This is a genomic window from Cobetia sp. PS-4MA (assembly GCF_057670765.1).
In genome coordinates this window covers 2968688-2993369 of the sequence record NZ_CM173107.1, presented here as the reverse complement: position 1 = coordinate 2993369, position 24682 = coordinate 2968688, and the positions used below count along the sequence as shown (strand labels likewise).

The 24682-nt window shown below is 61.8% G+C and carries 18 protein-coding genes; 13 read left to right on the top strand and 5 right to left on the bottom strand.

The window, feature by feature from the left end:
* The first annotated feature begins 80 nt into the window (after positions 1 to 80).
* The 10 genes from AC26AR_RS12760 (at position 81) to AC26AR_RS12715 (ending at position 12506) form a co-directional block, all read left to right on the top strand.
* Positions 81 to 2966, top strand: coding sequence for a response regulator (locus AC26AR_RS12760; RefSeq protein ID WP_176503159.1), 2886 nt, complete (start codon positions 81 to 83; stop codon positions 2964 to 2966).
* 93 nt (positions 2967 to 3059) lie between these two features.
* Positions 3060 to 3842 carry a sulfite exporter TauE/SafE family protein gene (locus AC26AR_RS12755; RefSeq protein WP_077375183.1) on the top strand — a complete coding sequence of 261 codons (783 nt, stop codon included), beginning with the start codon at positions 3060 to 3062 and terminating at the stop codon, positions 3840 to 3842.
* Between the two features lie 157 nt (positions 3843 to 3999).
* Positions 4000 to 4803 carry a prolipoprotein diacylglyceryl transferase gene (lgt, locus tag AC26AR_RS12750; protein WP_077375180.1) on the top strand — a complete coding sequence of 268 codons (804 nt, stop codon included), beginning with the start codon at positions 4000 to 4002 and terminating at the stop codon, positions 4801 to 4803.
* Positions 4804 to 5020: 217 nt separating this feature from the next.
* Positions 5021 to 5815: a thymidylate synthase gene (locus tag AC26AR_RS12745; RefSeq protein ID WP_279874473.1), complete on the top strand. Its 795-nt coding sequence runs from the start codon at positions 5021 to 5023 to the stop codon at positions 5813 to 5815.
* The gene (locus AC26AR_RS12740) at positions 5812 to 6363 is read left to right on the top strand and encodes a dihydrofolate reductase (protein WP_077375174.1); all 552 of its coding nucleotides are present in this window, start codon (positions 5812 to 5814) and stop codon (positions 6361 to 6363) included. Before AC26AR_RS12745 ends, AC26AR_RS12740 begins: the two co-directional genes overlap by 4 nt.
* Before the next feature lie 103 nt (positions 6364 to 6466).
* On the top strand, positions 6467 to 7282 hold the full coding sequence (locus AC26AR_RS12735) for a ProQ/FINO family protein (protein WP_240704264.1): 816 nt from the start codon (positions 6467 to 6469) through the stop codon (positions 7280 to 7282).
* Positions 7283 to 7661: 379 nt separating this feature from the next.
* A complete protein-coding gene (locus tag AC26AR_RS12730; RefSeq protein ID WP_077375169.1) occupies positions 7662 to 8651 on the top strand; it encodes a TRAP transporter substrate-binding protein in 990 nt (329 codons plus the stop codon).
* A gap of 97 nt (positions 8652 to 8748) precedes the next feature.
* Positions 8749 to 9342 carry a TRAP transporter small permease gene (locus AC26AR_RS12725; RefSeq protein ID WP_084209616.1) on the top strand — a complete coding sequence of 198 codons (594 nt, stop codon included), beginning with the start codon at positions 8749 to 8751 and terminating at the stop codon, positions 9340 to 9342.
* Positions 9339 to 10724 (top strand): TRAP transporter large permease, encoded by a 1386-nt coding sequence (locus AC26AR_RS12720; protein ID WP_077375166.1) that lies wholly within the window; start codon positions 9339 to 9341, stop codon positions 10722 to 10724. The genes AC26AR_RS12725 and AC26AR_RS12720 overlap by 4 nt, the downstream gene beginning before the upstream one ends.
* Positions 10725 to 11477: 753 nt before the next feature.
* On the top strand, positions 11478 to 12506 hold the full coding sequence (locus tag AC26AR_RS12715) for a porin (RefSeq protein ID WP_488107150.1): 1029 nt from the start codon (positions 11478 to 11480) through the stop codon (positions 12504 to 12506).
* Positions 12507 to 12847: 341 nt separating this feature from the next.
* Here AC26AR_RS12715 and AC26AR_RS12710 read toward each other — a convergent pair whose 3' ends face one another.
* The 5 genes from AC26AR_RS12710 to edd all read right to left on the bottom strand — a co-directional run bounded on the left by AC26AR_RS12710 (position 12848) and on the right by edd (position 19550).
* Positions 12848 to 13831 carry a carbohydrate kinase family protein gene (locus AC26AR_RS12710; RefSeq protein ID WP_417285752.1) on the bottom strand — a complete coding sequence of 328 codons (984 nt, stop codon included), beginning with the start codon at positions 13829 to 13831 and terminating at the stop codon, positions 12848 to 12850.
* A complete protein-coding gene (gene pgi / locus AC26AR_RS12705; RefSeq protein WP_191237558.1) occupies positions 13831 to 15513 on the bottom strand; it encodes a glucose-6-phosphate isomerase in 1683 nt (560 codons plus the stop codon). The genes AC26AR_RS12710 and pgi overlap by 1 nt, the downstream gene beginning before the upstream one ends.
* A 215-nt stretch (positions 15514 to 15728) precedes the next feature.
* Entirely contained in the window at positions 15729 to 16598 is an 870-nt protein-coding gene (locus AC26AR_RS12700; RefSeq protein WP_488107149.1) for an aldose epimerase family protein, read from the bottom strand.
* 45 nt (positions 16599 to 16643) lie between these two features.
* Positions 16644 to 17660 carry a glucokinase gene (gene glk, locus AC26AR_RS12695; protein ID WP_084208028.1) on the bottom strand — a complete coding sequence of 339 codons (1017 nt, stop codon included), beginning with the start codon at positions 17658 to 17660 and terminating at the stop codon, positions 16644 to 16646.
* Positions 17661 to 17693: 33 nt separating this feature from the next.
* The gene (gene edd, locus AC26AR_RS12690; protein WP_077375147.1) at positions 17694 to 19550 is read right to left on the bottom strand and encodes a phosphogluconate dehydratase; all 1857 of its coding nucleotides are present in this window, start codon (positions 19548 to 19550) and stop codon (positions 17694 to 17696) included.
* A gap of 376 nt (positions 19551 to 19926) precedes the next feature.
* Here edd and gap point away from each other — a divergent pair, with 376 nt between their 5' ends.
* From gap to AC26AR_RS12675, 3 genes are all read left to right on the top strand, one after another.
* The gene (gap, locus tag AC26AR_RS12685) at positions 19927 to 20931 is read left to right on the top strand and encodes a type I glyceraldehyde-3-phosphate dehydrogenase (RefSeq protein ID WP_077375144.1); all 1005 of its coding nucleotides are present in this window, start codon (positions 19927 to 19929) and stop codon (positions 20929 to 20931) included.
* A 695-nt stretch (positions 20932 to 21626) separates the two neighbouring features.
* Entirely contained in the window at positions 21627 to 22025 is a 399-nt protein-coding gene (locus tag AC26AR_RS12680; protein ID WP_191237555.1) for a hypothetical protein, read from the top strand.
* A gap of 213 nt (positions 22026 to 22238) precedes the next feature.
* Positions 22239 to 24650: a diguanylate cyclase gene (locus AC26AR_RS12675; protein ID WP_488107148.1), complete on the top strand. Its 2412-nt coding sequence runs from the start codon at positions 22239 to 22241 to the stop codon at positions 24648 to 24650.
* Positions 24651 to 24682: the final 32 nt, after the last annotated feature.

The following is a 24682-nucleotide window of genomic DNA, read 5'->3' as shown; positions in this document are numbered from 1 at the left end:
TGTCACGCCACGTCACGAATCGCTGCACCCATGCCCGATGGTTTTTGCTGTCAGGTCCATCTACAGGATGCTCCCAGACCATGTTCTCGCGCCGTCCTCCCCCTGTCGAGCCAGCGTCACGCTCGCCCGAGGCTGAATCTTCCCAAGCGGAGGCTCCCCCGACGGGAGCGTCCGGCGTCACCGGCGACGCCACTCGTCTCGAGGATGGCGGCAGTGCGGGGAACCGCAGCGAGAGCAGCCCCAGTGGACTGGAATCGGTATGGCGGCGCATGAGTCGCCTGACGGTGGGCCCGCTGCTGCTCGCCGAGCTGGCAGTGGCGCTCAGCTGTCTGGTCGGGGCCTGGGTCACCTGGGACAGCGAGCGGCACAAGCTCGTGGACAGCGCCCTGGGCGAGCTTCGCCAGCAGCATTCGCTGGCCACTGCCTTGGTGAATGAGCGCTTCGAGGCGCAGCAGCGTCGTCTGCAGATCCTGGCGCGCTACACGCGTCGCCATCTCGACCATGCCGGGGGCGAGGCGGATTCGTCATTGAATGAGCTGGTGTTGACCGAGGAAGGTCAGCTGTTCCGGCCGATCACGCGTGGCGGCGCTGCCTTGTACGGAGAGTTTCACCGCGCATTGGATGAGCAGGATCACGACGTGGCGCGACGCCTGATCCGGATGCAATGGCTGTTGTCGGATCTGTATTCCACGGACCCATTGATCTCGCGACTGTTCGTCAGTCTCGACAACAGCATGATCATGCTCTACCCCTGGTTCAACGTGCTGGATGCCTTCTCACCGGGCACCAGGCTCCTTCCCTACACCGATGTCACACCTGCCACTCAGCGCCAGCTGGCCAGCAGCTCGGACAACGGCGCGCCGCGGGTCGTCTGGCTGCCGCCACATCCCGGTCCGGCGGGCCTGCCTCAGATCACCGCGCTGGTCGAGGTGGAACTCAACGCGGGACAGAAGGTCCATGTCGGGCTGGATCTCGCGGTCCCCCAGATGGAATCTCGCTTGCTGCTGCCTGGTCAGGGCCGCACGGCCCCCTATTGGCTGATCGGTCAGGACCTGGAAGTGTGGGCGGCCAGCAGCAATACGCGTGACCCTCGGCCGCGACGCCTGCCCGATGACGTGGCCCAGGCGGTGGACGGCGGTCTGCGTGGCGCTACCTTGCTGCCAGGACCTGCGGCGCGTGCCGTCGTCTGGGACACCTTGCCTGTCAATGGCTGGCGACTGGTGGCGCGGCGCGATCTTGACGTGCCGGGCGAGATGCCATTGCTGTCATTGCTGCTGGGCAGCGCCGGTGCCTTGCTGCTGGTCTTCGCGGTGAGCATGCTGATTCTGCAATGGCGCCTGCGTCGCCTTGATCAGCGCCTGGGGCAGCCACTGGAATGGTTGGCACGCCAGAGCGTGCGGCTCGAGCAGGGGCAGGTCATGGAGGAGTATCCCGTCTCGGCCCATCAGGCGTATCCGGCCGACGAGATTCTGCGCCGTCACCGTGCTGCCGTGGCATTGCTGCGCCGTGGTCGTGGCCACGAACTGGATGCCTTGCCACTGCCTGCCTTCGTGATGCGTCATGGCCTGCTGGCGATGGCCAATCCTGCCTTCGAGAAGCTGTTCGGGCTGGTGCTACATGAAGCGCTGGGGCGCTCGGTCGGGAGTCTACTGATGCTGGAGCCCAACCCGAGCGTACCCAACAGTCGAGAATTGCGTGTCCATGATGCCGAGGGCCGCATGCGGCGCATGCGTCTCGAGCTGTGCCGTTTCAACAACGACCCCGCCCAGGTGCTGGGCGTGATGATTGATGAATCAGAACATGATCAGGCCAGCCAGCAGTTGCTGGTCGCACGCGACAGGGCGCGCGAGGAAGCCCGCCTCAAGAGTGACTATCTGGACATGCTGCACGCCGAGTTGACGCCTCCCTTGCAGGGATTGGTGCGCAAGCTGGGGCAGTTGCGTCGCGAGCGTCATTTGGAGGATGCCGAGCTGAGCCTGCTGCAGGGGCGTCTCGATAGTGTGGCACAGCTGCTGAATGTGCTGACGGAGCGCGACGATGTCGTGCGCACGCCGCTGGAGGAGAATCTGTTCACGCCGGCCGAGGCGCTGGGAGCGCTGCTCAATGACATGCAGCAGCGCTACCACGACGTGGGGCTGCCCTTCGAGTGGCAGCTGGGCGCGCTGCCTGCATTGCTGCGTGGCGATGTACGGCGTCTGGCGCAGCTCTTCGAGCATCTGTCGGAAGATGGTTGTCGACGCGCCAGCGCGGGTCGGCATCGCGTGTTCGTCGAGGTGGTGGACGCCGAGGGTGCGTCGTCGCTGGCCGGTGGCCCGACGGGAGCTGGCCTGAGGGACACGGAGACAGGGGGGCAATGCTGGCTGAGGCTTGAGCTTCACGATCACTGTGGCCTCGATGTCGGGCGCAATGCGCCTTCCTCGCTGTTGATGGCTCGTCGTCTGGTGGAGGAGCTCGGCGGGCGCTACCGACAGCATGAGACGCAAGGGGAGGAGGTGCTGGAGATCCTGGTGCCGTTGTCCTGGCCGGACAATCCTGTCGAAACTCGCATTCTGGTCGTCGATGATGGTCCGGTGAACGCCATGCTGGCGCGCACGGTGCTCGGCCGCCAGGGGTTGGTGGTGGATACGGCGAGCAGTGGAGAAGATGCGCTGGCCGCGCGCGAGCGCCATTTCTACGACCTGGTGTTCATGGATATCTTCATGCCCGGCATGGATGGCGTCAGCGTTACCCGGAATTGGCGCGAACAGGAGGCCGGGGCCGGCAGTGACAGGCGTAGCGTGATCATTGCCCTGACGGCCAATGCCAGCGAGGCGGACCGCGAGCGTTTCTTCGCGGCAGGTCTGGATGATTATCTTGGCAAGCCCTATCGTCCTCAGGCGTTGATCGACAAGGTTCGCAAATGGCTGCCTCGGGCCACGATGAAGGCACCGGGAGCAGAAGGTGGCGTGACGGGTGATGGGGTCTGAGTTGGCAAGGGTGAGCGATGAGCCATCGGTTCATGGCCTCAACCCGGCCCTTTGACAGAGGTTCTCGATGAAGACAGGTGCAAGGAGTGGGGCATGTGGTGGTGGTATCCCGTGTTGGGGGCCGTGGCGGGTCTGATCGCCGGCCTGTTCGGTATCGGTGGCGGGCTGGTCATCGTGCCGGTGCTGGCGGCAGCCTTTGCGCTGCAAGGTGTCGCCACTGATGTCTTGATGCATCTGGCGATAGGTACCTCACTGGCGACCATCGTGGTGACCTCGCTGTCATCGGCGCGTGCGCATCATGAGCGTGGCGCCGTGCGTCTGGACTGGCTCAAGCGCCTGCTGCCCGGACTGGTGGTGGGAACCGCGCTGGGGGTGGTGCTGGCGGGCGGACTGAGCAGCGAGATGCTCAAGCTGCTGTTCGGTGGCTTCGTGCTGCTGGTCGCCGTCAAGATGGGACTGGATCTCAAGGTGGGTCAGCTGGCGCAGGCGCCGGGGCGTGCCGGGCAGTTTCTTGGCGGTGGCACCGTCGGGGTGGTATCCGCACTCTTCGGGATCGGAGGAGGGACGGTGATGGTGCCGATGTTGACCAGCTGGCAGGCGCGCATGACCGAGGCGGTCGGGACGGCGGCCGCGGCCGGGTTTCCCATCGCCTTGGTGGCAGCGCTGACCAATATCGCGGTGGGCTGGCACGCCCCGGGCTTGCCGGAGCATGCCATCGGCTATGTACATTGGGTTGCCTGGCTCGGCATCGTGCTGGTGTCGGTGCCTTTCGCGCGAGTGGGCGCACGGCTGGCCCATGCGTTGCCGGCGCTGTTGCTCAAGCGGTTGTTCGCGTTGATTCTCGTGATCGTGGGGCTGCGCTTTCTCGTCTCGTGAGACATCTCGGCATGTCCGCTTTGCGGGGAAGGGCTGCTAGGTGGCGTTCATGCGCGAGCTGTTACCCTTCGTCACCTGACCGGTAGCGCATCGGATTGATGGCGAAAGACTTGCGACTGGCGTCAGTCGTGCCGACTTATTCATTCAAGGTTTTCTCATGTTGCAATATCCTCAGATCGACCCCGTGGCGTTGGCATTGGGGCCTTTCAAGATTCACTGGTATGGATTGATGTACGTGATCGGCTTCGCGGCGGCCTGGGGGCTGGCGCGTGCCCGGCGCGGACGGGTCGGCCTGAGTCAGGATGCCGTGGGAGACCTGATCTTCTTCGGTGCGTTGGGCGTGGTGCTGGGTGGGCGCCTGGGGTATGCGCTCTTCTACGGCTTCGACAAGTTGCTGGCGGACCCGGTGTGGATCTTCAAGGTCTGGGATGGGGGCATGAGCTTCCATGGCGGCCTGCTGGGTGTGTTGATCGCCATGCTGGTGTTCGCGCGTCGTCACCAGCTGACCTTCTTCCAGCTGACTGACTTCATCGCGCCGATGGTTCCGATCGGCCTCGGCGCAGGGCGCCTGGGCAACTTCATCAACCAGGAGCTGCCGGGGCGTATCACCGATGTCTCATGGGGCATGGTCTATCCGCTCTACGGGCCGGAGCCACGCCATCCCTCTCAGCTCTATCAATTCGCGCTGGAAGGCGTCGCGCTGTTCGCGATCCTGTGGTTCGCCTCGCGTGAGCCGCGCCAGAAGGGGTTGATCTCCGGTCTGTTCCTGCTCTGCTACGGCAGTTTCCGTTTTATCACCGAGTTCTTCCGCCAACCGGATTCCCAGCTCGGCTTCATCGCCTTCGACTGGCTGACCATGGGTCAGCTGCTGTCGCTGCCGATGGTGCTGTTCGGGTTGCTGCTGATGGCATGGTCGCGTGGTCAGGACGTGGCGCAGCCGCCGCTGCCTCGCGCATCCTGAGGTGGGAATGCAGGTGTGATTACAGGGGGCAATCGGTGTAAACTGGCCCCCTGCCAGATACGCAAGAACGCGGCCATCGGGCCGCGTTCTTGCGTATCTGGCAGCGTAAAATATCGTCAAGTGAACGATTCGAATTCATGAAGAGGCTGGTGCAGGGCCGATCCCCCGGATCCGCTCGCCGAGCCAGCCTCTGATCCGCCGTACGGACCCGCTGCCCATGCAACCCTATCTCGATCTGATGCGCCACGTGCTGGAAAACGGCACGCAAAAGGGCGACCGCACCGGTACCGGTACCTTGAGTGTCTTCGGTCACCAGATGCGTTTCGATCTGGCCGAAGGCTTTCCGCTGGTCACCACCAAGAAACTGCACCTGCGCTCGATCATCCACGAGCTGCTGTGGTTCTTGAAAGGCGACACCAACATCGCCTACCTCAAGGAAAATGGCGTGCGTATCTGGGATGAGTGGGCCGATGAGAATGGCGATCTCGGGCCGGTCTACGGTTATCAGTGGCGCAGCTGGCCGAATCCGAAAGGCGGCAGTGTGGATCAGATCACGCATCTGATCGAGCAGATCAAGACCAACCCGGACTCGCGCCGTCTGATGGTCTCGGCCTGGAATCCGGCGCTGGTGGATGAGATGGCCCTGCCGCCGTGTCATGCCCTGTTCCAGTTCTATGTCGCCGAGGGTCGGCTGTCCTGCCAGCTCTATCAGCGCAGCGCCGACATCTTCCTCGGCGTGCCGTTCAACATCGCCAGCTATGCGCTGTTGACCCAGATGATCGCTCAGGTCTGTGGCCTCAAGCCGGGGGAGTTCATTCATACCCTCGGCGATGCCCACCTCTACAGCAATCATCTGGAGCAGGCGCGTGAGCAGCTGACGCGCGAGCCGCTGGCCCTGCCGACGCTCAAGCTGAATCCGGACGTGACGGATCTGTTCGACTTCACCTTCGATGACATCGCCATCGAAGGCTATGAATCCCATCCGCATATCAAGGCGCAGGTGGCCGTATGAGTGACAAGGAATTTTCTCCGCTGAGTGCCGCCGCCGAGACCGTGGTCCCGGTGGCGATGATCGCCGCCATGTCGGTCAATCGCGTGATCGGTGTCGACAACAATCTGCCCTGGTACCTGCCGGAAGACCTGAAGTTCTTCAAGCATGCGACCCAGGGCAAGCCGGTGATCATGGGGCGCAAGACCTTTGCCTCCATCGGCAAGCCGCTGCCCAATCGACTCAATATCATCGTCACGCGTGACAGCGAGTTCCACCACGATGGCGTACGGGTCTGTCACGATCTGGCGGCGGCGCTCAACATGGCGGATCACCATGCGATGATCGAAGGTGTGGACGAGATCATGGTGATCGGGGGTGGACTGATCTATGCACAGGCACTGCCCGTCGCCACGCGTCTGTACCTGACCGAGGTAGCGGTCGAGATCGAAGGCGATGCGCACTTCCCGGAGCTTGGTGCTGACTGGGAAGAAGCTCAGCGTGTGCCGGGAGAAAGTGGTGAAGGCCTGCCTGCCTATGACTTCGTGCGCTATGAGCGCAGGGACGACTAGCGCTTGCGCCTGCCAGCGGGAACTTTACAGTCAGCAGGTACTGACACAGACTGGTGCCAAACGGAACTGCCCATAGCGTGCAAGGGAGGCTCAGGCCTTGACGATGGATCGCCTCGAAGCGCTGTACTCTGCGCTTGAACATGAAGCCGACACTCAGCGACAGCAGCGTGACGGAGAGCGTCAGGCTCGTCTGGCGCTGGAATCGGAAAATGCCCAGCTACGCGAGACGCTGGCCGCGCTGCGCCAGCAGATGCAGGAGCAGCAGGCGCAGCTGACCGGGCTGAGCGAGGCCTTGATGGCGCGTGATGCCGAGCTGCGCGAGTTGCGCGAACGCAGCGCACAGTCCCCCGCGTCACAGCCGGTGGAGGATGCGCGTCCCAGTGCTGCGCAGGTGGAAGCTGCCGCGGAGCAGCTGGCCTCCGCGAGCGAGTCACCCGGTGTTGCCTCGGGGGAGACCGCTGACGCCGAGTCTGCACCGTCGCCAGCAATGTCTAACGACGCGCCAGTCGAATCCGCTGGCTCTGACGAGACACCGGACCAGGCAACGCCGCCGTCGCCCCAGGCGCTGCTCAAGCAATGGTACAAGCGCTATCCGGATACCTTCTTCAAGGGCCACACCCGCCCCTTGAAGATCGGCATCCATGTCGAGTTGCTGGAGAACGAGCCCTGGGACGAGAAGCTCGTGCGCCGCGCTCTGGCGGGCTACGTCCACTTGCCTCGATACCTGAAGGCCGTTCGTGCCGGCACGCAGCGGGTCGATCTTGAAGGTCAGTCCGTGGGTGCCGTCACGGAAGACGAGGCATTGCATGCACGTCAGCAACTCGCGGAGCTGACTCGTCAGCAGAAGGAGCGTGAGGAGCAGGCTGCCAGCCAGCGCATCAGCCACAAGCTGAGTGAATTGATGACCAAGCACCGCTAGCGACGTGTCGTGCAGGCAGGCCCCATGGCCAGCCCGCACATGTCACCTCGATCGTCAGTGTTCAGAGCCCCTGTGCGGATTGCCGCACAGGGGCTCTGTCGTTGGTGGGTGGAAATCCGCACATCGGGCCGGCGTTGTCGGCAAGCCCACTCATGTCGCGAAGAAGGGTTTCCGCCACAGGTATCTGAATTCAATAGAAAAAACTGGGAATGTGCTGCTCATGGCGCGGTACTCGCTATACCCAGGTGTCCCTGCTCGCGCTCATGTCTGGCGTTGCGACTCGCGCTCATGCCGAGTGTCGTGATGCAGCACACGCCAGGCGGGATGATCAACAGATGACCAACCCCCAATAACAACCAAGATTCCGAGAGGAACTGCCATGCGCCTTTTCAAGCCTGCCCTGACAGCCCTGAGTGCCGCCATTCTGATGGCCTCGACCGCTGTCATGGCCGACCCTATCACCATCAAGTTCTCTCACGTCGTCGCGGAAAACACCCCCAAGGGGCAGATGGGCAAGAAGTTCCAGGAGCTGGTCGCAGAGCGACTGGGGGATCAGGTGGCCGTTGAGCTCTATCCCAGCTCCCAGCTCTATGGGGATGACAAGGTGCTGGAAGCCATGCTGCTGGGCGATGTCCAGCTGGCGGCTCCGTCACTCTCCAAGTTCCAGAAATACACGGATCAGCTGCAGGTCTTCGATCTGCCGTTCCTGTTCAAGGACATGGAAGCGGTGGAGCGTTTCCAGAGCAGCGAGACAGGCCAATCCTTGCTGACGGCGCTGGAGCCCAAGGGACTGGTCGGACTCGGGTATCTGCACAACGGCATGAAGCAGCTCTCCGCGTCCTCACCGCTCACGGTGCCTGATGATGCGGATGGCAAGAAATTCCGCATCATGACCTCTGACGTGCTCGAGGCGCAGTTCGATGCGCTGGATGCCGTCTCGCTGAAGAAGCCGTTCTCCGAAGTCTTCATCCTGCTGCAGACCAAGGCTATCGACGGTCAGGAAAATACCTACTCCAATATCTATTCCCAGAAGTTCTTTGAAGTGCAGCCTTACATCACCGAATCCAATCACGGCGTGCTGGATTACATGGTGGTGTCCTCGGCACGCTTCTGGAATGGGCTTCCGGAGGAGGTGCGTGGCGAGGTCAAGTCAGCGCTGGATGAAGCCATCGCCTATGGCAATGAGCTGTCCCAGGCCAAGAATCTCGAGGCCAAGCAGGCCATCATCGACTCCGGTCAGAGCGAGATCATCACGCTGGACGATGCGCAGCGCCAGCAGTGGGTGGATGCGATGAAGCCGGTGTGGGGTGAATTCGCCGATGATATCGGTCAGGACATCATCGATGCCGCTCAGGATGCCAATCGCTGAGACGCGCAGGCCGACAATCACTTGCCTCGCCGGGAGACGCGACATGTCCGTCCTCTCGTGCGAGGCAAGTCTCCATGAAGGGCATGAGGACATTGCCATGAAACTTGGATGGCTACACAAGGCAGAAGAGACGCTGTTCTCGCTGCTGCTGGTGGCGATGGTATTGCTGGTCTTCGTCGAGGTGGTGCTGCGTTTCGTCTTCAATACCGGTATCAGCTGGTCCCAGGAAGCCACTCTCTATCTGGCGGGCTGGTTCGTGCTGATCGGCGTGTCGTGGGGCGTCAAGCAGGGCGCGCACATCGGTGTGGATGTCGTGGTGAAGATGCTGCCACTGATCTGGCAGCGGGTGGCTACCCTGGCCGCGCTGGTCATCTGCATGGCGTACTGCGTGATGCTGCTGGTCGGCAGTTACGAATATCTGTCCTTGATGCAGATGATCGGTATCGAACTCGAGGATATCGCGATACCCAAGTGGTATGCCCTGACGATTCTGCCCATCGCGATGCTGCTGCTGATGCTGCGCTTCGCGGTATTGGGCTGGAAGGTGATACGCGGAGATGCCAGCGGTTTCGGCTTTCACGACGAAGGCGAGGACAGCATGCACCTGGTGCAGCCGGCTGACTCGGTCATTGGTGACAGCTCCGATGGTGCCGGTGGTAAACGTGACAGTGATCAGGAACCCAGACGATGACCATAGCCACTCTGTTCGCGCTGCTGTTCGGTGGCATCTTTCTCGGCATGCCGATCGCCTTCGCGCTCGGATTTTCCAGTGTCACGACGATACTGCTGTTTTCGAGTGATTCGCTGGGCTCGGTCGCCATCAAGCTGTTTGAAGCCCTGTCGCATCACTACACCTTGCTGGCGATTCCCTTCTTCATTCTTTCCAGCACCTTCCTTTCGACGGGAGGCGTGGCACGCCGCCTGATCACCTTCGCGACCGATGCCATCGGCCATGTCCGTGGCGGGCTTGCGATGGCCTCGGTACTGGCCTGCATGCTGTTTGCCGCCGTCTCGGGGTCCTCTCCGGCCACGGTCGCGGCGATTGGCTCCATCGTGATCGCGGGCATGGTGCGTCAGGGCTACAGCGAATCCTTCGCGGCCGGGGTGATCACCAATGCCGGTACCCTGGGGATCTTGATTCCTCCCTCCATCGTGATGCTGGTGTACTCCGCGGCCACGGAGGTCTCGGCGGCCAAGATGTTCATGGCGGGCCTGATCCCCGGGCTGTTGATGGGCGGCATCCTGATGGTGGCCATCTATATCGCTGCCCGAATCAAGAAACTGCCTTCACAGCCGTTCCCGGGTCTCAGGACGCTGGCTCGCTCGGGGCTGGTCGCGATGGGCGGGCTGATGTTGATCTTCATCGTGCTGGGCTCGATCTACGGCGGGGTGGCCAGCCCCACCGAGGCGGCGGCGGTCGCGACGGTCTACGCCTGGTTCATCGCAGTGGTGGGCTATCGCGACATGGGGCCCTTGAAGGACGTGCCATGGCGCAGAGGCAACGAAGCATGGGGCAGGGCCGGGCTGCGTGCTCTCTGGCAGGTGCCGGCAGGCCTGGTGGGCTCATTCTCGGACCAGGAGGTCAAGAAGGTGGTGCTGGATGGTGCGCGCGTCTCGATGATGCTGCTGTTCATCATCGCCAATGCGATGCTGTTCGCCCATGTGCTGACCACTGAACGCATTCCTCACACCATCGCCGAGACCATCATCGGCTGGGGGCTGCCAGCCTGGGGATTCCTGATCGTGATGAATCTGCTGCTGCTGGCGGCAGGCAACTTCATGGAGCCCTCGGCCATCCTGCTGATCATGGCCCCGATCCTGTTTCCCATCGCGACGCAGCTGGGCATCGATCCGATCCATCTCGGCATCATCATGGTGGTCAACATGGAGATCGGCATGCTGACGCCACCAGTGGGGCTCAACCTGTTCGTCACCGCGGGTATCACCGGCAAGCCGATGACCTGGGTCATTCGTGCCGCACTTCCGTGGCTGTCGTTGTTGCTGCTGTTCCTGGTATTGATCACCTATGTCCCGTCGATCTCACTCTTCCTGCCCAACTGGCTAAGCCAATGATGGCGCCATGCTCCATCGCGGTTTTGAGGCGACAGGAATGTGGAAACTTCGTGCAGGCGACATGTCGATCCTGCGCTATCCCTCACCAGAGTCGCGACGTGAGGTACTGCCGTCAGTGATGCTCTGATCAGCGGCATTCAGCCTGATCATGATCAGGCCACCATGGACTACCCCGGTCACTCCATCGAGTGATCGGGGTTTCATCACGTCAAGGTCATCGGAGGAAAGCGGTGAGTCGTTGAAGAAGACACCGAAAATTGACTGCCATGTCATTTTTCACCGAGGCGCGTCCATGCTCGTTTTCCTTTCGATTCCAGAGATTTGCACGATGGCATGCAAGGGGAATGATGAGCTTCCAATGGCGTGAGATGACAAAGAATTCATCGGCTCAGTGCATGCTACTTTTGTCTTGCATGTCATGGCTGAGGCAAGTGTGTCTTCGCTCTGACTGCCGGGAAATCAGTGAACGTCAAAACCCTCGAGAAAACCCATGGTTGTCATGAATCCTTCATTCTTCCGCTCTAGAGTGTTGGCACGCCAGACAATTGACCGGCGTATTGGTTCAGGACCAGTGATCGAAAACAGTGTTTTTTTCTGTTGCACATCCTGAAAGCCCGGTATATGGTTTCCCTGCGAGCATTGGATAATAACAAGGCCACAGGGTTTTAGAGGCGTCATCAAGCGCCCGGAACCTCGGCCACTGCCACCGGCAGACACGATCGAACAGTTAACGCTAGTTAAGGAACTATCGCGATGAAAAAGACACTTCTGGCTACTGCCATCGCCGGCGCTGCTGCCCTGGCTGCTACCTCCGCTTCCGCTGCAACCGTCTACAATCAAGACGGCACCAAGCTGGACATCTACGGCAACGTTCAGCTGGCATACTCCTATGTCGACCAGCTCGGCGGTGACCCGGAAAGTGAACTGGGCGACAACGGTTCTACCTTCGGTGCCAAGGGTGAGCACAAGATCAACGACGACATCGTCGGTTACTTCAAGGCCGAGTGGGAATACGACGCTGACGAATCCAAGGGCGGCGGCAACGGCCTGAACGATGGCGACCAGTCCTACGTCGGTGCCAAGGGTTCCTTCGGTGACGCGCGTATCGGTTCCTGGGATCAGCTGATGGACGACTGGATCCAGGATCCGATCTCCAACAACGAATACTTCGATCTGACTGATTCCAGCACCCAGATCGACGGTGACAGCCAGACTCGTGAAGGCAACAAGCTGCAGTACATGTCTCCGGTCATGGGCGGCCTGCAGTTCGCTGTCGGTTCCAACTTCGAAGGCGATGGTGAAGACGAGAACGTCACTGATTCCAACCAGGCGTCCTTCTTCGCAGGTGCCAAGTACACCGTCGGCGGTTTCTCTGTCGCTGGTGTGTATGACAACCTGGACCAGTTCGAAGCCACCAACGGCAGTGACATCGGCGACCAGTACGGTATCACCGGTCAGTACACCGTTGACGCCCTGCGCATCGCCGTCAAGGCTGAGCGCTTCGCGGGTGAAGAAGATGACACCGACGTTGATTACTACGGTATCGGCGCACGCTACGGCTACGGCATGGGCGACGTCTACGGCGGCTACCAGTACGTCGACGCTGAAGACAATTCCACTCTTGCTTCTGACAACGGTGGCGACGACAGCTTCAACGAATTCAACCTGGGTGTGACTTACAACATCTCTTCCGCGATGTACACCTACATTGAATACGCCCAGTACGATCGCTCTGGCGACGCTGGTGACGGCGCTGCAGTCGGCATCTACTACGGCTTCTAAGACGCTCTCAAACGTCTAGCAAGCTAACGAAAGCCGGTCCCTCGGGGCCGGCTTTTTTACGTCTGATAGGTGCCGACTTGAGACGGAGATTGCGTGGCTTTCTGCTGCGCTTCGCAGGCATATTTGTTGTTGGTTGGTCTTGGCCAAAAGACGCAGGGCTGTCATGACATCTGGCATGTGTACGTAGAACATGTATTCAAGACATGTACTCAGCAAATGAGGCAAGAACTTGAACCCAGAAAACCAAAAGCCCCGCTGATCATCAGATCAGCGGGGCTTTTACGTGCGCGTCTCAAGATTGTCGCTGGCTCTGAGGTGGCCAGTGACGTCACTCGGGCCGCTCACTGCATGGCGGTGAGGTCTTCTCGAGTCGGTAGCGCGGCATAGGCACCAGGGCGAGTCACGGCAAAGGCGCCGCAGGCTGCTGCACGCTCAAGCGCAGCCTGAAGATGGCTCTCTTCCTCGCACCAGTCACGCAGCAGGGCTGCATCCACACCGGCTTCGCTGAGCGACGAGAGGAAGCCGCCGATGAAGGCATCACCGCCGGCCGTGGTGTCGATGGCCTTGACTACCGGCGGCGTGATGCTGACGGTCCTGGTCTCGCCGCTCTGCTTGCGCACCAGTGCGCGGATGGTGCCCGGGCCGTCGGTCAGCACGATCAGGCGGACGCCGGCCTGCAGGCGTGCCTGCAGCCAATCGGACTCTTGCTGGCCGTCAGTGAGTGCCTCGACCTCTTCCTGGGAAAGCTTGAGGATATCGGCGTTGTCCAGCAGGCGAGTGACCAGTGACACGTCGACCTGCTGATTCGGCCACAGGTTGTGACGCAGATTGGCATCCACGCTGACCAGGGAGCCAGCAGCACGCGCGCGAGACGCCAGCACGAAGCTGGTGTCCGCGATACCGGCGTCGGTCAGGCTGTTGCTGCACAGATGGAAGATGGCGGGTTGAGCGAACAGCTCCGGGCCTGCATGTTCCGGACGAAACAGCAGGTCAGCTGCCGGCGGACGATAGAAGTCGAAGCGACGCTCGCCATCCTCGTCGCGCGAGACGAAGGCCAGCGCGGTGCGTGCCTCGCTGGTGCGCTTGACGTGATCCAGGCGTACGCCATGGGTGGCCAGTTCGTCGTGCAGGAAGTCACCGAAGCTGTCCTGGCCCAGCATGCCCACGAAGTGGCTGGGCAGCCCGAGACGTGCGCAGGCCACGGCGACATTGGCGGGCGCACCACCAGCGTAGGGCGTGAAGGTTTCCTGCTCGACGGCCTGGCCGCCGAGCTTGTTGGACAGCATGTCGACGAGCGCTTCGCCGAATGCGATTACCGGAGTCATCAGGAGGTTGCTCCCTTGGTGGTGGCCGTCGGGGCCTTCTTGCTTGATTTGGTGCTGGTCACGCCTGTCTCTGGCTGCATGCTGTCTCCGGCGGCCGGGAAGTGCTCGCGTACCAGTGCCAGCAGGCCCTGGGTGGAGGGATCGAAGGCCTGGACGTCAGTATCGATGCGTGCGCTGATCTCGCCTGCGATGCGCTTGCCGAGCTGCACGCCCCACTGGTCGAAGGAGTTGATGTTCCAGATCACGCCCTGCACGAAGACCTTGTGCTCATAGAGAGCGATCAGTGCCCCCAGGTTGCGCGGTGTCAGCTCATCAAGCAGCAGCGTGCTCGAGGGGCGGTTGCCCGGGCAATTGTAATGCGGGTCGAGGTTGCTGCCGTCCTGACTGCCTTCCATGAAGGCATTGGCCTGGGCCAGCATGTTGGTGATCAGTGCGAAGTGGTGCTCTTCGGTACCCGGCTCCGGCTTCAGGGAAGCGATGAAGTCGATGGGAACGTAGCGAGTTCCCTGGTGCAGCAGCTGGAAGAAGGCATGCTGACCGTTGGAACCGGTCTCGCCCCACACGATCGGGCCGGTCTTGTAGTCGACAGGACGCCCGAAGATGTCCACCGACTTGCCATTCGATTCCATGTCGAGCTGCTGCAGGAAGGCGGGCAGCTGATGCAAGGCTTGATCGTAGGGCACGATGGCCTGGGTCTCGGCACCCATGAAGTTGATGTACCAGATACCGATGAGGGCCATCAGGACCGGCATGTTCTCGCCCAGCGGCGCTTCGATGAAGTGCTGGTCCATCTCATAGGCGCCTTCCAGCAGTTCCATGAAGCCGTCATAGCCGATGGAGAGGGCGATCGGCAGACCGATGGATGACCACATGGAATAGCGGCCCCCGACCCAGGCCCAGAATTCGAAGACGTTCTCTTCGCGGATGCCGAATTCCTTGGCCGCCTTGCGGTTGGTGGAGGCCGCGACGAAGTGGGCGCCGACGTCGGCATCCTGACCTGCCTGCTCCAGGAACCAGCGACGTGCTGACTTCGCATTGAGCAGGGTTTCCTGCGTGGAGAAGGTCTTGGTGGAGACGATGAACAGGGTCGTGGCCGGATCGAGGCGCTTGAGCACCTTCTGGATGTGGTTGCCATCCACGTTGGAGACGAAGTGGAAGTTCAGCTCCGGATGACGATGCTTGAGCAGGGCGCGGCAGGCCATGTTGGGGCCGAGGTCGGAGCCTCCGATGCCGATATTGACGACATCGCGGATGCGTTGTCCGTCATAGCCTTTCCATTCGCCACTGCGCACGCTTTCGCAGAAGGCGCGGATCTGCTCGCGAGTGCTGTGGATCTCCGGCATCACGTCCTTGCCGTCGACGATGACCGGCGTATTGGACTGGCTGCGCAGGGCCGTGTGAAGGACGGGGCGATTCTCGGTCACGTTGATGATGTCACCCGAGAACATCTGGGAGCGACGCTGAACGAGGGCAGAGTGGTCTGCCAGCTCGATCAGTGCCTTCATCACCTCGTCGGAAATGTGGTGCTTGGAATAGTCGAGGAACAGGCCGCCGACCCGGAGACTCATCTTCTCGAAGCGCTTGGGGTCCGCGGCAAAGTAGTCGCGAATACGGTCGTTGCGGGTTACCTCGCCTAGCCGGGTCAGCGCCTGCCAGGAAACACTACGGGTCAATTGCAGCATGGAAGTGTCCATCGTATGGGTTGTGGATAGCTTGTGTCGCCAGTCTGCAGTCCGTCGCTGACCAGCGCGCCTTGAGCTGACGAATGACGCTGGCAGGCGTGGCATGACACGATTCAGTGCCATGGGAAAGGCACTTGCCGATGATTGCCTGCTGATCGCCGCTCGGTAGCCACCTGTCAGTGGGTGGCTGACAGGTGGTGTATGGATCGTGAGTGTCACCCTTCCTGTTTGAGAGGGGAGATGTGCTGTACCAGCAGATGTTGCGCGCCCGGCGGCAGCCAGACGGGGTCAAGGCGGGTACAGGCAGTCTCGACACACAGGAAGCCACGGGCGTTCTCGACGCTGGTATCGGCCGGCGGTGCATCGCCCGGGTGCCAGACGACCGTGGAGTCGGAGCCCTGCTTTGCAATGCGCAGTCTGCGCTGGCCATCCTCGAGTACCTGGACCTGGCTTGACTGGTAGATGCGATCCAGCGGGCCGCGAATGCCCAGCTCGCCTTGCTGATCAAGACGCGAGAAGTCCTGACGCTTGTCCAGATAGCTGGCGCCGGCGAGGCCGGTGACGCGGCACTGGAAGGCATCTTCCACGGCAAAGTAGGTATGCAGTGCGCCTGTCATCTTGACCGGGGTCTCGCCGCGATTTTCCGTGATCAGCTCCACCTTCAGGAAGTGGCGACCCGCGAAGATGACGACGCGAGGCGAGAGTGCCGCGTGCAGGGGAGATTGCGGAGAGGCGTGGATCTCGACGCCTTCCTCCTCGTCTTCCTCTACCGCGTCGATGCGCCACTCGGCCTTGCGCGCCGGGCCATGCAGCTCTGTCTCGCCCTCAGGATACTCGTCAGCGAACCAGGGCCAGCACAACGGAATGCCGCCACGAATGCTGCCCGGAAGCGCCGCCGGTGTCTCGGTGACCCACAGCCAGGGGCGCTGGGAGGCTGGCTGGTAATGCAGCACCTGGGCGCCCTGGTGGCAGACGACCAGCTCGCCCCAGGCGCGGTTGAGGATCAGGAGCATGCGGCCTTGCCATTCGCAGGTACGTTGGCCGCTCGTGGCATCCACCAGTGCGCGCAGACTTTCAGGAATCATCTCGAGCTTCCTCGACGGTTCAGGAGCGTGGCCGACGGCATCGCGTCAGGCCACCTCTTCATTGTGCAGTGCCTCGGCGGCCCCCAGCAGACCGGTCCACGGCGCGGTCACCACCCAGGTAGGGATCGCGGCATTGTAACGGCTCATGCGGTTCTTGTCGGCGAAGGCGCGGCGAAAATCGCTTTGCCCGAGCAGGTCAAGGTTGCGCGGCAGGACGCCGCCGCAGAGATACACGCCGCCACGCGCGCCGAGCGCCAGGGCAAGATCCCCGGCCACGTCTCCCAGAATCTTCATGAAGCGCAGCACGGCATCGCAAGCCAGGCTGTCCTTGGGTTGCCCGTGCGCATCGCGGGCATGGGCGGCCTGGCTGACGTCCGCGGCACTTTCGAGCGGAGTCGGCAGGCCGCGCAGTTCGCCCAGCGCCCGGTAGATCTCGAGCATTCCCTGGCCACAGAGCAGGCGTTCCACCGAGACTCTGCCGTGCCAGCGCCGGAAGATCTTCAGCAGCGCATCCTCGAGCGCATCGGTAGGGGCAAAACTGACATGCCCACCTTCGGTGGCCAGCGGAATCCAGTTGTGGGTGCCATGTACCAGACCCGCGACACCCAGCCCTGTTCCCGGGCCCATGATCAGACGGGGGGCGGCATCATTGCCCGCTCCTTCCGTGAGTTCCTCACCGATGGGCAGTCGCTCATCGGGCTCGATGTGCGGCACGCCCAGTGCCATGGCGGTGAAGTCATTGAGGCACTTGAAGCGTGTCAGGCCCAAGGATTCGCGCACGTCGCTCTTGGCGAATGACCAATGGTTGTTGGTCATGCTGACCTGCTCCTCATGGACCGGGCAGGCAAAGGCGAGGCAGGCCTCCTTGGGTTGTTCGTCAGGGGCAAGCCCCAGTCTCTGGTAGTAGGCCTGGACGGCCTCCACGAGTCCGGAATGCTCGGCGCAGGCCAGCGTGTGGATGTCATGGAGGGTGTGGCTGCCCGGCTGGACAAGCGCCAGCCGGGCATTGGTGCCACCAATGTCGCCTACCAAGGCAAAGCGGCTCGGTGTCTCACGAGTCATCGTGTGGCGTCCTCAGTCGACTTGCGTGGCTGCTCAGTGGGTATTGCGGTCGTGGCCGCTGCCGGGCTGGTCGCCGTAGCCTGCGAAGCTGGAGGCACCTTCTTCGGCGCCACCGACCAGGGAGCGCATCCCGGAGAACAGCTCACGGCCCAGGCCATGGTGGTAGCTGTCACGGGAGATGCCTTCGGCCTCACGAGCCTGCCATTCGCCTTCCTCGACCAGGGCTTCCAGTGTGCCGGCGTTGGCATCCAGACGAACGACATCGCCTTCGCGCAGTCGTGCCAGCGGGCCACCGTCCAGCGCTTCCGGGGTCATGTGGATGGCGGCCGGCACCTTGCCGGAGGCGCCGGACATGCGGCCATCCGTCACCAGCGCGACCTTGAAACCACGGTCCTGCAGGATACCGAGATAGGGCGTCAGCTTGTGCAGTTCCGGCATGCCGTTGGCGCGCGGACCCTGATAGCGGACCACGGCGACCATGTCCTGTTCCAGCTCGCCGGCCTCGAAGGCGGCCTTGAGCTCGTCCTGATCGCTGAACAGCTTCACGGGGGCTTCGACGAGGCGGTGCTCTTCCTTGACGGCGGAGACCTTGATCACGCCACGCCCCAGATTGCCTTCGAGCACGGTCAGGCCGCCTGTCGGCGCGAACGGATTGGCGACCGGACGCAGCACGTCCTCATCGAGGCTGTCGGTAGGGCCATCCTTCCAGACCAGCTTGCCGTTCTCGAGGAAGGGCTCACGCACGTAGCCGGCCAGGGTGCCGCCGTCCTGGGTGGTGATGTCGTGCAGCAGTCCTGCCTTGAGCAGCTCGCGAATCAGGAAGCTCATGCCACCGGCTGCCTGGAAGTGGTTGATGTCAGCCTGACCGTTGGGATAGATGCGCGTCAGGCTGGGGACCACGGCGGAAAGCTCGGTGAAGTCATCCCAGGTGATGGTCACGCCTGCCGCACCCGCCATCGCGACCAGATGCAGGGTGTGGTTGGTGGAGCCGCCGGAGGCCAGCAGGCCGACCATGGCGTTGACGATGGCGCGAGCGTCGATCTGGCGATAGAAGGGACGATAGTCGCCGCCGACTTCGCTGTTGCGGATGGTCTGCTCGGCAGCGTGACGGGTCAGGGCGTCGCGCAGCGGGGTGCCCGGATTGACGAAGGAGGCGCCCGGCAGGTGCAGGCCCATCAACTCGATCATCAGCTGGTTGGAGTTGGCGGTGCCATAGAAGGTGCAGGTGCCCGGGCTGTGGTAGGAGGCGGACTCGGCTTCCAGCAGCGCGTCGCGGCCCACCTTGCCTTCGGCGAACAGCTGACGTACCCGCGCCTTCTCGTTGTTGGGCAGGCCGGAGGGCATCGGGCCCGCGGGCACGAACAGGCTCGGCAGGTGACCGAAGCGCGCCGCGGCGATGAACAGGCCCGGCACGATCTTGTCGCAGACACCCAGGAACAGGGCGCCGTCGAACATGTTGTGTGACAGGCCTATGGCGGCGGCCATGGCGATCAGGTCGCGGGAGAACAACGACAGTTCCATGCCAGGCTGTCCCTGGGTCACGCCATCACACATCGCGGGTACGCCGCCGGCGAACTGGGCCGTGGACCCCATCGCCTGCACCGCTTCCTTGATGATGCGCGGGTAATCCTCGAATGGCTGGTGCGCGGACAACATGTCGTTATATGACGAAATAATGCCGAGGTTGGCCGAGTTCATCAGCTTGAGGCGATTCTTGTCGGTCTCACCGCAGGCAGCGAAGCCGTGCGCCAGGTTGCCGCAGGAGAGTTCGGAACGATGGACGCCACGGCGTTGCTGGCTTTCCATCAGTTGCTCATAGGCAGCACGACGTTCGCTGGAGCGATCAATGATGCGCTGAGTCACGCGCTCGACGGTCGGATTGACGGACATGCTCTTACCTCATGGGTCAGGCGGCGCAGGGCGCCGAGGCTGGCGAAGGAATGGGGGCTTCCCGTGCATCGGGCGTGCCTGTCTAGGGCGACGCTAGCCAGTGACGGCGGCACTGTAAAGTCTGGAGTCTCGGTCATCCTGCCGAGAGCAGGCTACAGTAGCGCGTCACGTTGCTCAGGAAACGCATTTGTTCGAAATATTCGGTAAACTTAACAAAAAAACTGCTTGAAGACTGGACGACTTTCGGCCAAATTAACGTAAAAGCGTGTAGGATACTTTCATGAGCCACGTTGGTCTGCCCGGGATGCGTCAAGTCTTCCCGAGCAGTGAAGCCATGTGCCAACCTGCACCTGCCATACGCCACAGGAGTTGAGTCATGACATTACGCGTCGCCATCAACGGTTTTGGTCGCATCGGTCGCAACGTGCTGCGTGCGCTGTATGAAGGCCAATACAATGATCGCATTCAGGTCGTTGCCATCAACGATCTGGGAGATCCGAAGCTCAACGCTCATCTGTTGAGCCGCGACACCGTGCATGGTCGTTTCGCCGAGACGGTCTCTCATGACGAAGAGAACCTGTTCGTCGGTGAAGACAAGATTCGTATCCTGGCGGAACGCGATCCGGCCAAACTGCCGTGGTCCAGCCTGAATGTTGACCTGGTGATGGAATGCACGGGTCTGTTCACCAAGCGTGCCGCTGCCGCCAAGCATATCGAAGCCGGCGCCAAGCGTGTGCTGATCTCCGCGCCGAGCGGTGATGCCGATGCCACCATCGTGTTCGGTGTCAACGAAGACACGCTGAAGGCGGAGCATCAGGTCGTGTCCAACGCGTCCTGCACCACCAACTGCCTGGCACCGGTCGCCAAGGCGCTGAACGACGAAGTCGGCATCGAGAACGGTCTGATGACCACCATCCATGCCTACACCAACGATCAGAACCTGTCGGATGTCTACCACTCCGACCCGTACCGTGCCCGCAGTGCCACGCACTCCATGATTCCGACCAAGACCGGTGCCGCGGCAGCCGTAGGCCTGGTGCTGCCGGAACTCAATGGCAAGCTGGACGGTCTGGCGATTCGCGTGCCGGTGATCAATGTCTCGCTGGTCGATCTGACCTTCACGGCCTCTCGCGATACCTCCATCGAAGAGATCAATGCCATCGTGACCAAGGCTGCCGAAGGCTCCAGCGTGCTGGCCGTCAACGAGCTGCCGCTGGTGTCCATCGACTTCAACCACGATGCGCATTCCTCCACCTTCGACAGCAACCACACTCGCGTCAGCGAAGGGCGTCTGGTCAAGGTCATGGCGTGGTACGACAACGAATGGGGCTTCTCCAATCGTATGCTCGACACCGCACTGGCCATGCAGGCCGCCAAGTAAGATGACTCAAGGCCTCGCCTGAGGTTCCCTGAAGAGGCCATCTCTTCAGGCTGGCACAGGTGAGGTCTCAGAATTCGGAGCCCTGTCAGAGACTCGACAGGCTCCCCCAGGTGAGGACGAGTGGCCCGAGGATTCTCGCGTCGCGCTCAGGCTCCACGGACAAGGCAATGTCACTCGTCCCCTCTCAATCGTATGTCGGTCAGGGTTGGCGCCAAGACCGGCTTCGATGCTGCTCGGAATGACATCGCGTCATCCACTCTTTGAACCTCCCAGTCATGGGAGGTTTTTTTTCGCCTGAATCTCGAGATGAGGGCTTGCCTAGCGATGCTCGTCCTCCAGGCATTCGTGTCTTCGTTTGGCATCATTCGCGTGGGGCATGAGAGACAGAGATTACAAAGATGGCGACACTCTCTGAAGTTGGTCGGCATAACGTGCGGTGAAAAGTGTCGAATGGCAGGCAATGTGCCGCTTTCTTGTGGGTGGTGTCGGTGTGATTAGCGAAACTATGAACATGTGTTACACTTTGCTCTTGACATGCGCCGTGTACGTCGCTCGTGAGCGCGGGTGGCATGTCAGATCATGCAGGCACGCTTTCGTCCTGCGAATGTTCATGTACTGGGGCAATGCAGGGAAGGTATTGCCACACTGCCGCTGTTCTCGGCAGATCTCTTGACTTCCAAAGCAGGCTGTCTCAGATGCACGATGCCATTCGCGAAGCCCACGAACTGATCGGTGCGACGCTGCGCGATCCCGGGACACAACGTCAGGGACGCGTGGTCGGCATGGATCTCGGGCGTGAGCAGCCGGCCATCTATGTTCTCTGGCAGGAGAGTGCCGCCGCAGAGCGCATTGACATGACGCCGGATGACTTTCGTTCATTGCTGGAGCACTCCCGCGCCCGTGGTGGTGAGCGGCAGGAAACTGCCACGCGACGTCACGCTACCGGCGCGGCGCAGAGGCGAGCCAAGGCGCCCTCTGCAGCGAGCCGAGTGCGCAAGGATGTCGCCCGCGATGGCGCCCCGCATGACACGGTCAGCGAGCCGGATACTCTGCAGGCTGATGCCATGGTCGGTGCACGTACCGCACAAGGCTAGCACCTTCCGCTCTGACCCCTTCACGCCCGGCCCGGACTCTGTTCCGGGTCGGGCGTTTTCGTGCTGCCCATCGAGATTGTCAGTCCGGAGGCGGTATGGGCCTGCCTGCCCTTGACGCTGACGTGCCCTCCAGCGTTGGCGTGACGCACTGGTCTTGCGCGGGGTGATGACGCACTCTGAGGGGCGACGTCTGACCCAAAGGGGAGTCTCACATTGCTGGAATCGTTCTCAGATGCCCGCCTGCTGCACCATTACCATGCCGTCGCAGGGGATGTCCTGTTCATGTTGAGCGCGGACGGCCAGCGCTTCCTTACCCTGAATCCTGCAGTGGAGCGTCTGCTCGGGTATGGCGAGCGCGACTTCCTCAAGCATCCCGAACTGTGGTTCTCCCTGATCGTGGCGGCAGATCGTCAGCGAGTCAGAGACTTCCGGGCCTCCGGTGCTCCTGCCGGGTCGATGACCTATCGCATCAGGGATCGCAGTGGACACGGCGTGCTGGTGGAGGAAACACTCTGGCGCTCCGGCGCGAATCACCCGGTCTGCGGTCGAGTCGTCGATATCTCCCTACGAGAACAGGCACTTGCCCACGAGCGGCAGCAGCTTCAGGCTTATCGCATGATGCTGATGCGCAGCAGAGACCCCATGGCCATGCTGGAGGTGAGAGGGTCCTCCCTGTACCTGCATGAGGCGAATCCGGCATGGCACCTCTACCATGACGCCGCCATGGCACATGCGGGACAGACCCTGGAGCGGGTGTATCACTCCCACGTCATGCATTGTCTGGAAGGAGCCGGGACCTTGCAGTGTGACGTCAGCCTGAGCTTGCCACGTGGCGATTGTCGTCTTTCCGTCCAGCTGGTGAATCTGGGTCGGACGCAGCAAGGAGACTCGCCTCGAGTCGCCGTGATGGTGCGTGACATCAGCGCGACTCATCACCGGTTGGAGCAGGCGGTCAATCAACGTCAGCGGTTGATGACTCAGCTCAATGACACCCCGGGGGTGCGCTATTGTGCGCGAGGCCCCTGGCCACTGGAGGAGCTGCAATCCATCTCCTCCGGCGTCGAGATGCTGGCGGGCCTGTCGCGGGACCTGCTGCTGGCCAGCCCGCGAATCTGGCAGTCACGCATCTGCGAGGATGACCTGGCGGAATGTCAGGCACGCTTTCAGGAGGCCGTCGACTCGCGCAGTGCCAGCGTCAGCCTGCGTTACTCCTTCCGCCATGTGGATGGCCGCCAATGCTATCTGCAGGATGACATGCACCTCTACTATGCGGCCGGAGGCGCCGTCAGAGAGGTGTTGGGGCAACTGAGTGACATCAGTGAAAGCGAGGCTCACCGACGCCAGCTGGAGTATCTGATACAGCAGATGCCGGGCATGGTGTTTCAATGCCGGCTCAGCCGGGAGGATGAGTTCACCTATACCTATCTATCGCCGGTCGCCCATCAACTGCTGGGAGAGGAAGTTGACGCGACACTTGAGGATGCATCGCGCTTCCTGTCGCATCTCAATGACCAGGAGCGGCAAAGACTGCTTGAATCGGCACGCGCCAGTGCCGAAACCCAGTCGCCCTGGGAGCCGGATATCTACTATGAGCATCCAGATGGGGAAACCCGGCGGCTGGCCTGCGTGGCCTTGCCCCAACCGATGGACCCCATCGATGGCAGCGTGACATGGAATGGTTACTGTGACGACATCACGGCGCGCCATCACATCGAGCGGGCGCTGCGTCAGAGCGAGGAGCGCTATCGATTCATTCTCGATTCCGTCAGCGACATGGTCAGCATTGAAGGCAGTGACGGGATCTGTCAGTACATCAGTCCATCCGTCGAGAGGCTTTGCGGGTTTGGCGTGAATGACATCGAGGGCAGCGAGATCAAGCTGCTGATTCATCCGGATGACAGAGACCGCGTCGCCAGGAAGGTCCATCGTTCCGCCTGTCTTGGAGAGGTCTTTCGTGTCGACTTCCGAATTCTCCACAAGCAGGGCCATACGCTGTGGTTCGAATCCATCTCCACGCCCTCGATGGACCCCAAGACCGGCCGCTATCTCAGGATTCTGTCGGTCTCGCGCAATATCAATGAACGCAAGCTGATCGAACAGCGGCGCGAGCATGAAGCCATGACGGACGCGATGACCGGTGCCATGACCCGCAGCTGCTTCCTCTCCATGCTGGATACGTTGCTGGTATCCGCCTCGCGGGACCAGATTGCCCTGGTCCTGTTCGATGTGGATCACTTCAAGCGGGTCAATGACAGCTTCGGTCATGCCGCCGGAGACCAGTTGTTGAGTGGGTTGGGCGGCATCTGTCAGCAGCAATTGCGGCGCAATGACTATTTCGGGCGATTGGGGGGCGAGGAATTCGGCATCTTGCTGGCTGATGCCGGGGTCGCCACCGCTGTCGGCATGGCAGAGCGTCTGCGTCAGAAGATTGCCGGCATGACCTTCGCGTTCATGCAGCAGGAGCTGCTGTGTACCGTGAGTCTCGGCGTCGCCACGCCGCTGCCCGGGGAGAGCCGTGACGACTTCCTGCATCGTGCTGACATGGCGCTTTACAGTGCCAAGCGGAGTGGTCGTAACCGGGTGGTAGTGGCATCAAGCTCGGTGAGCGAGGACAATCGGGAGTAAGGGATGTGACCGCGACACGACAGTGGGCACGT

Excerpts from the sequence above, each read along its gene's own strand:
- AC26AR_RS12740 (WP_077375174.1), top strand. The coding sequence starts at position 5,812 with ATGAGTGACAAGGAATTTTCTCCGCTGAGTGCCGCCGCCGAGACCGTG.
- AC26AR_RS12735 (WP_240704264.1), top strand. The coding sequence starts at position 6,467 with ATGGATCGCCTCGAAGCGCTGTACTCTGCGCTTGAACATGAAGCCGAC.
- AC26AR_RS12755 (WP_077375183.1), top strand. The coding sequence starts at position 3,060 with ATGTGGTGGTGGTATCCCGTGTTGGGGGCCGTGGCGGGTCTGATCGCC.
- AC26AR_RS12720 (WP_077375166.1), top strand. The coding sequence starts at position 9,339 with ATGACCATAGCCACTCTGTTCGCGCTGCTGTTCGGTGGCATCTTTCTC.
- edd (WP_077375147.1), bottom strand. The coding sequence starts at position 19,550 with ATGTCCGTCAATCCGACCGTCGAGCGCGTGACTCAGCGCATCATTGAT.
- pgi (WP_191237558.1), bottom strand. The coding sequence starts at position 15,513 with ATGCTGCAATTGACCCGTAGTGTTTCCTGGCAGGCGCTGACCCGGCTA.
- AC26AR_RS12715 (WP_488107150.1), top strand. The coding sequence starts at position 11,478 with ATGAAAAAGACACTTCTGGCTACTGCCATCGCCGGCGCTGCTGCCCTG.
- glk (WP_084208028.1), bottom strand. The coding sequence starts at position 17,660 with ATGACTCGTGAGACACCGAGCCGCTTTGCCTTGGTAGGCGACATTGGT.
- gap (WP_077375144.1), top strand. The coding sequence starts at position 19,927 with ATGACATTACGCGTCGCCATCAACGGTTTTGGTCGCATCGGTCGCAAC.
- lgt (WP_077375180.1), top strand. The coding sequence starts at position 4,000 with ATGTTGCAATATCCTCAGATCGACCCCGTGGCGTTGGCATTGGGGCCT.
- AC26AR_RS12760 (WP_176503159.1), top strand. The coding sequence starts at position 81 with ATGTTCTCGCGCCGTCCTCCCCCTGTCGAGCCAGCGTCACGCTCGCCC.
- AC26AR_RS12710 (WP_417285752.1), bottom strand. The coding sequence starts at position 13,831 with ATGACTCCGGTAATCGCATTCGGCGAAGCGCTCGTCGACATGCTGTCC.
- AC26AR_RS12745 (WP_279874473.1), top strand. The coding sequence starts at position 5,021 with ATGCAACCCTATCTCGATCTGATGCGCCACGTGCTGGAAAACGGCACG.
- AC26AR_RS12680 (WP_191237555.1), top strand. The coding sequence starts at position 21,627 with ATGCACGATGCCATTCGCGAAGCCCACGAACTGATCGGTGCGACGCTG.
- AC26AR_RS12730 (WP_077375169.1), top strand. The coding sequence starts at position 7,662 with ATGCGCCTTTTCAAGCCTGCCCTGACAGCCCTGAGTGCCGCCATTCTG.
- AC26AR_RS12700 (WP_488107149.1), bottom strand. The coding sequence starts at position 16,598 with ATGATTCCTGAAAGTCTGCGCGCACTGGTGGATGCCACGAGCGGCCAA.
- AC26AR_RS12725 (WP_084209616.1), top strand. The coding sequence starts at position 8,749 with ATGAAACTTGGATGGCTACACAAGGCAGAAGAGACGCTGTTCTCGCTG.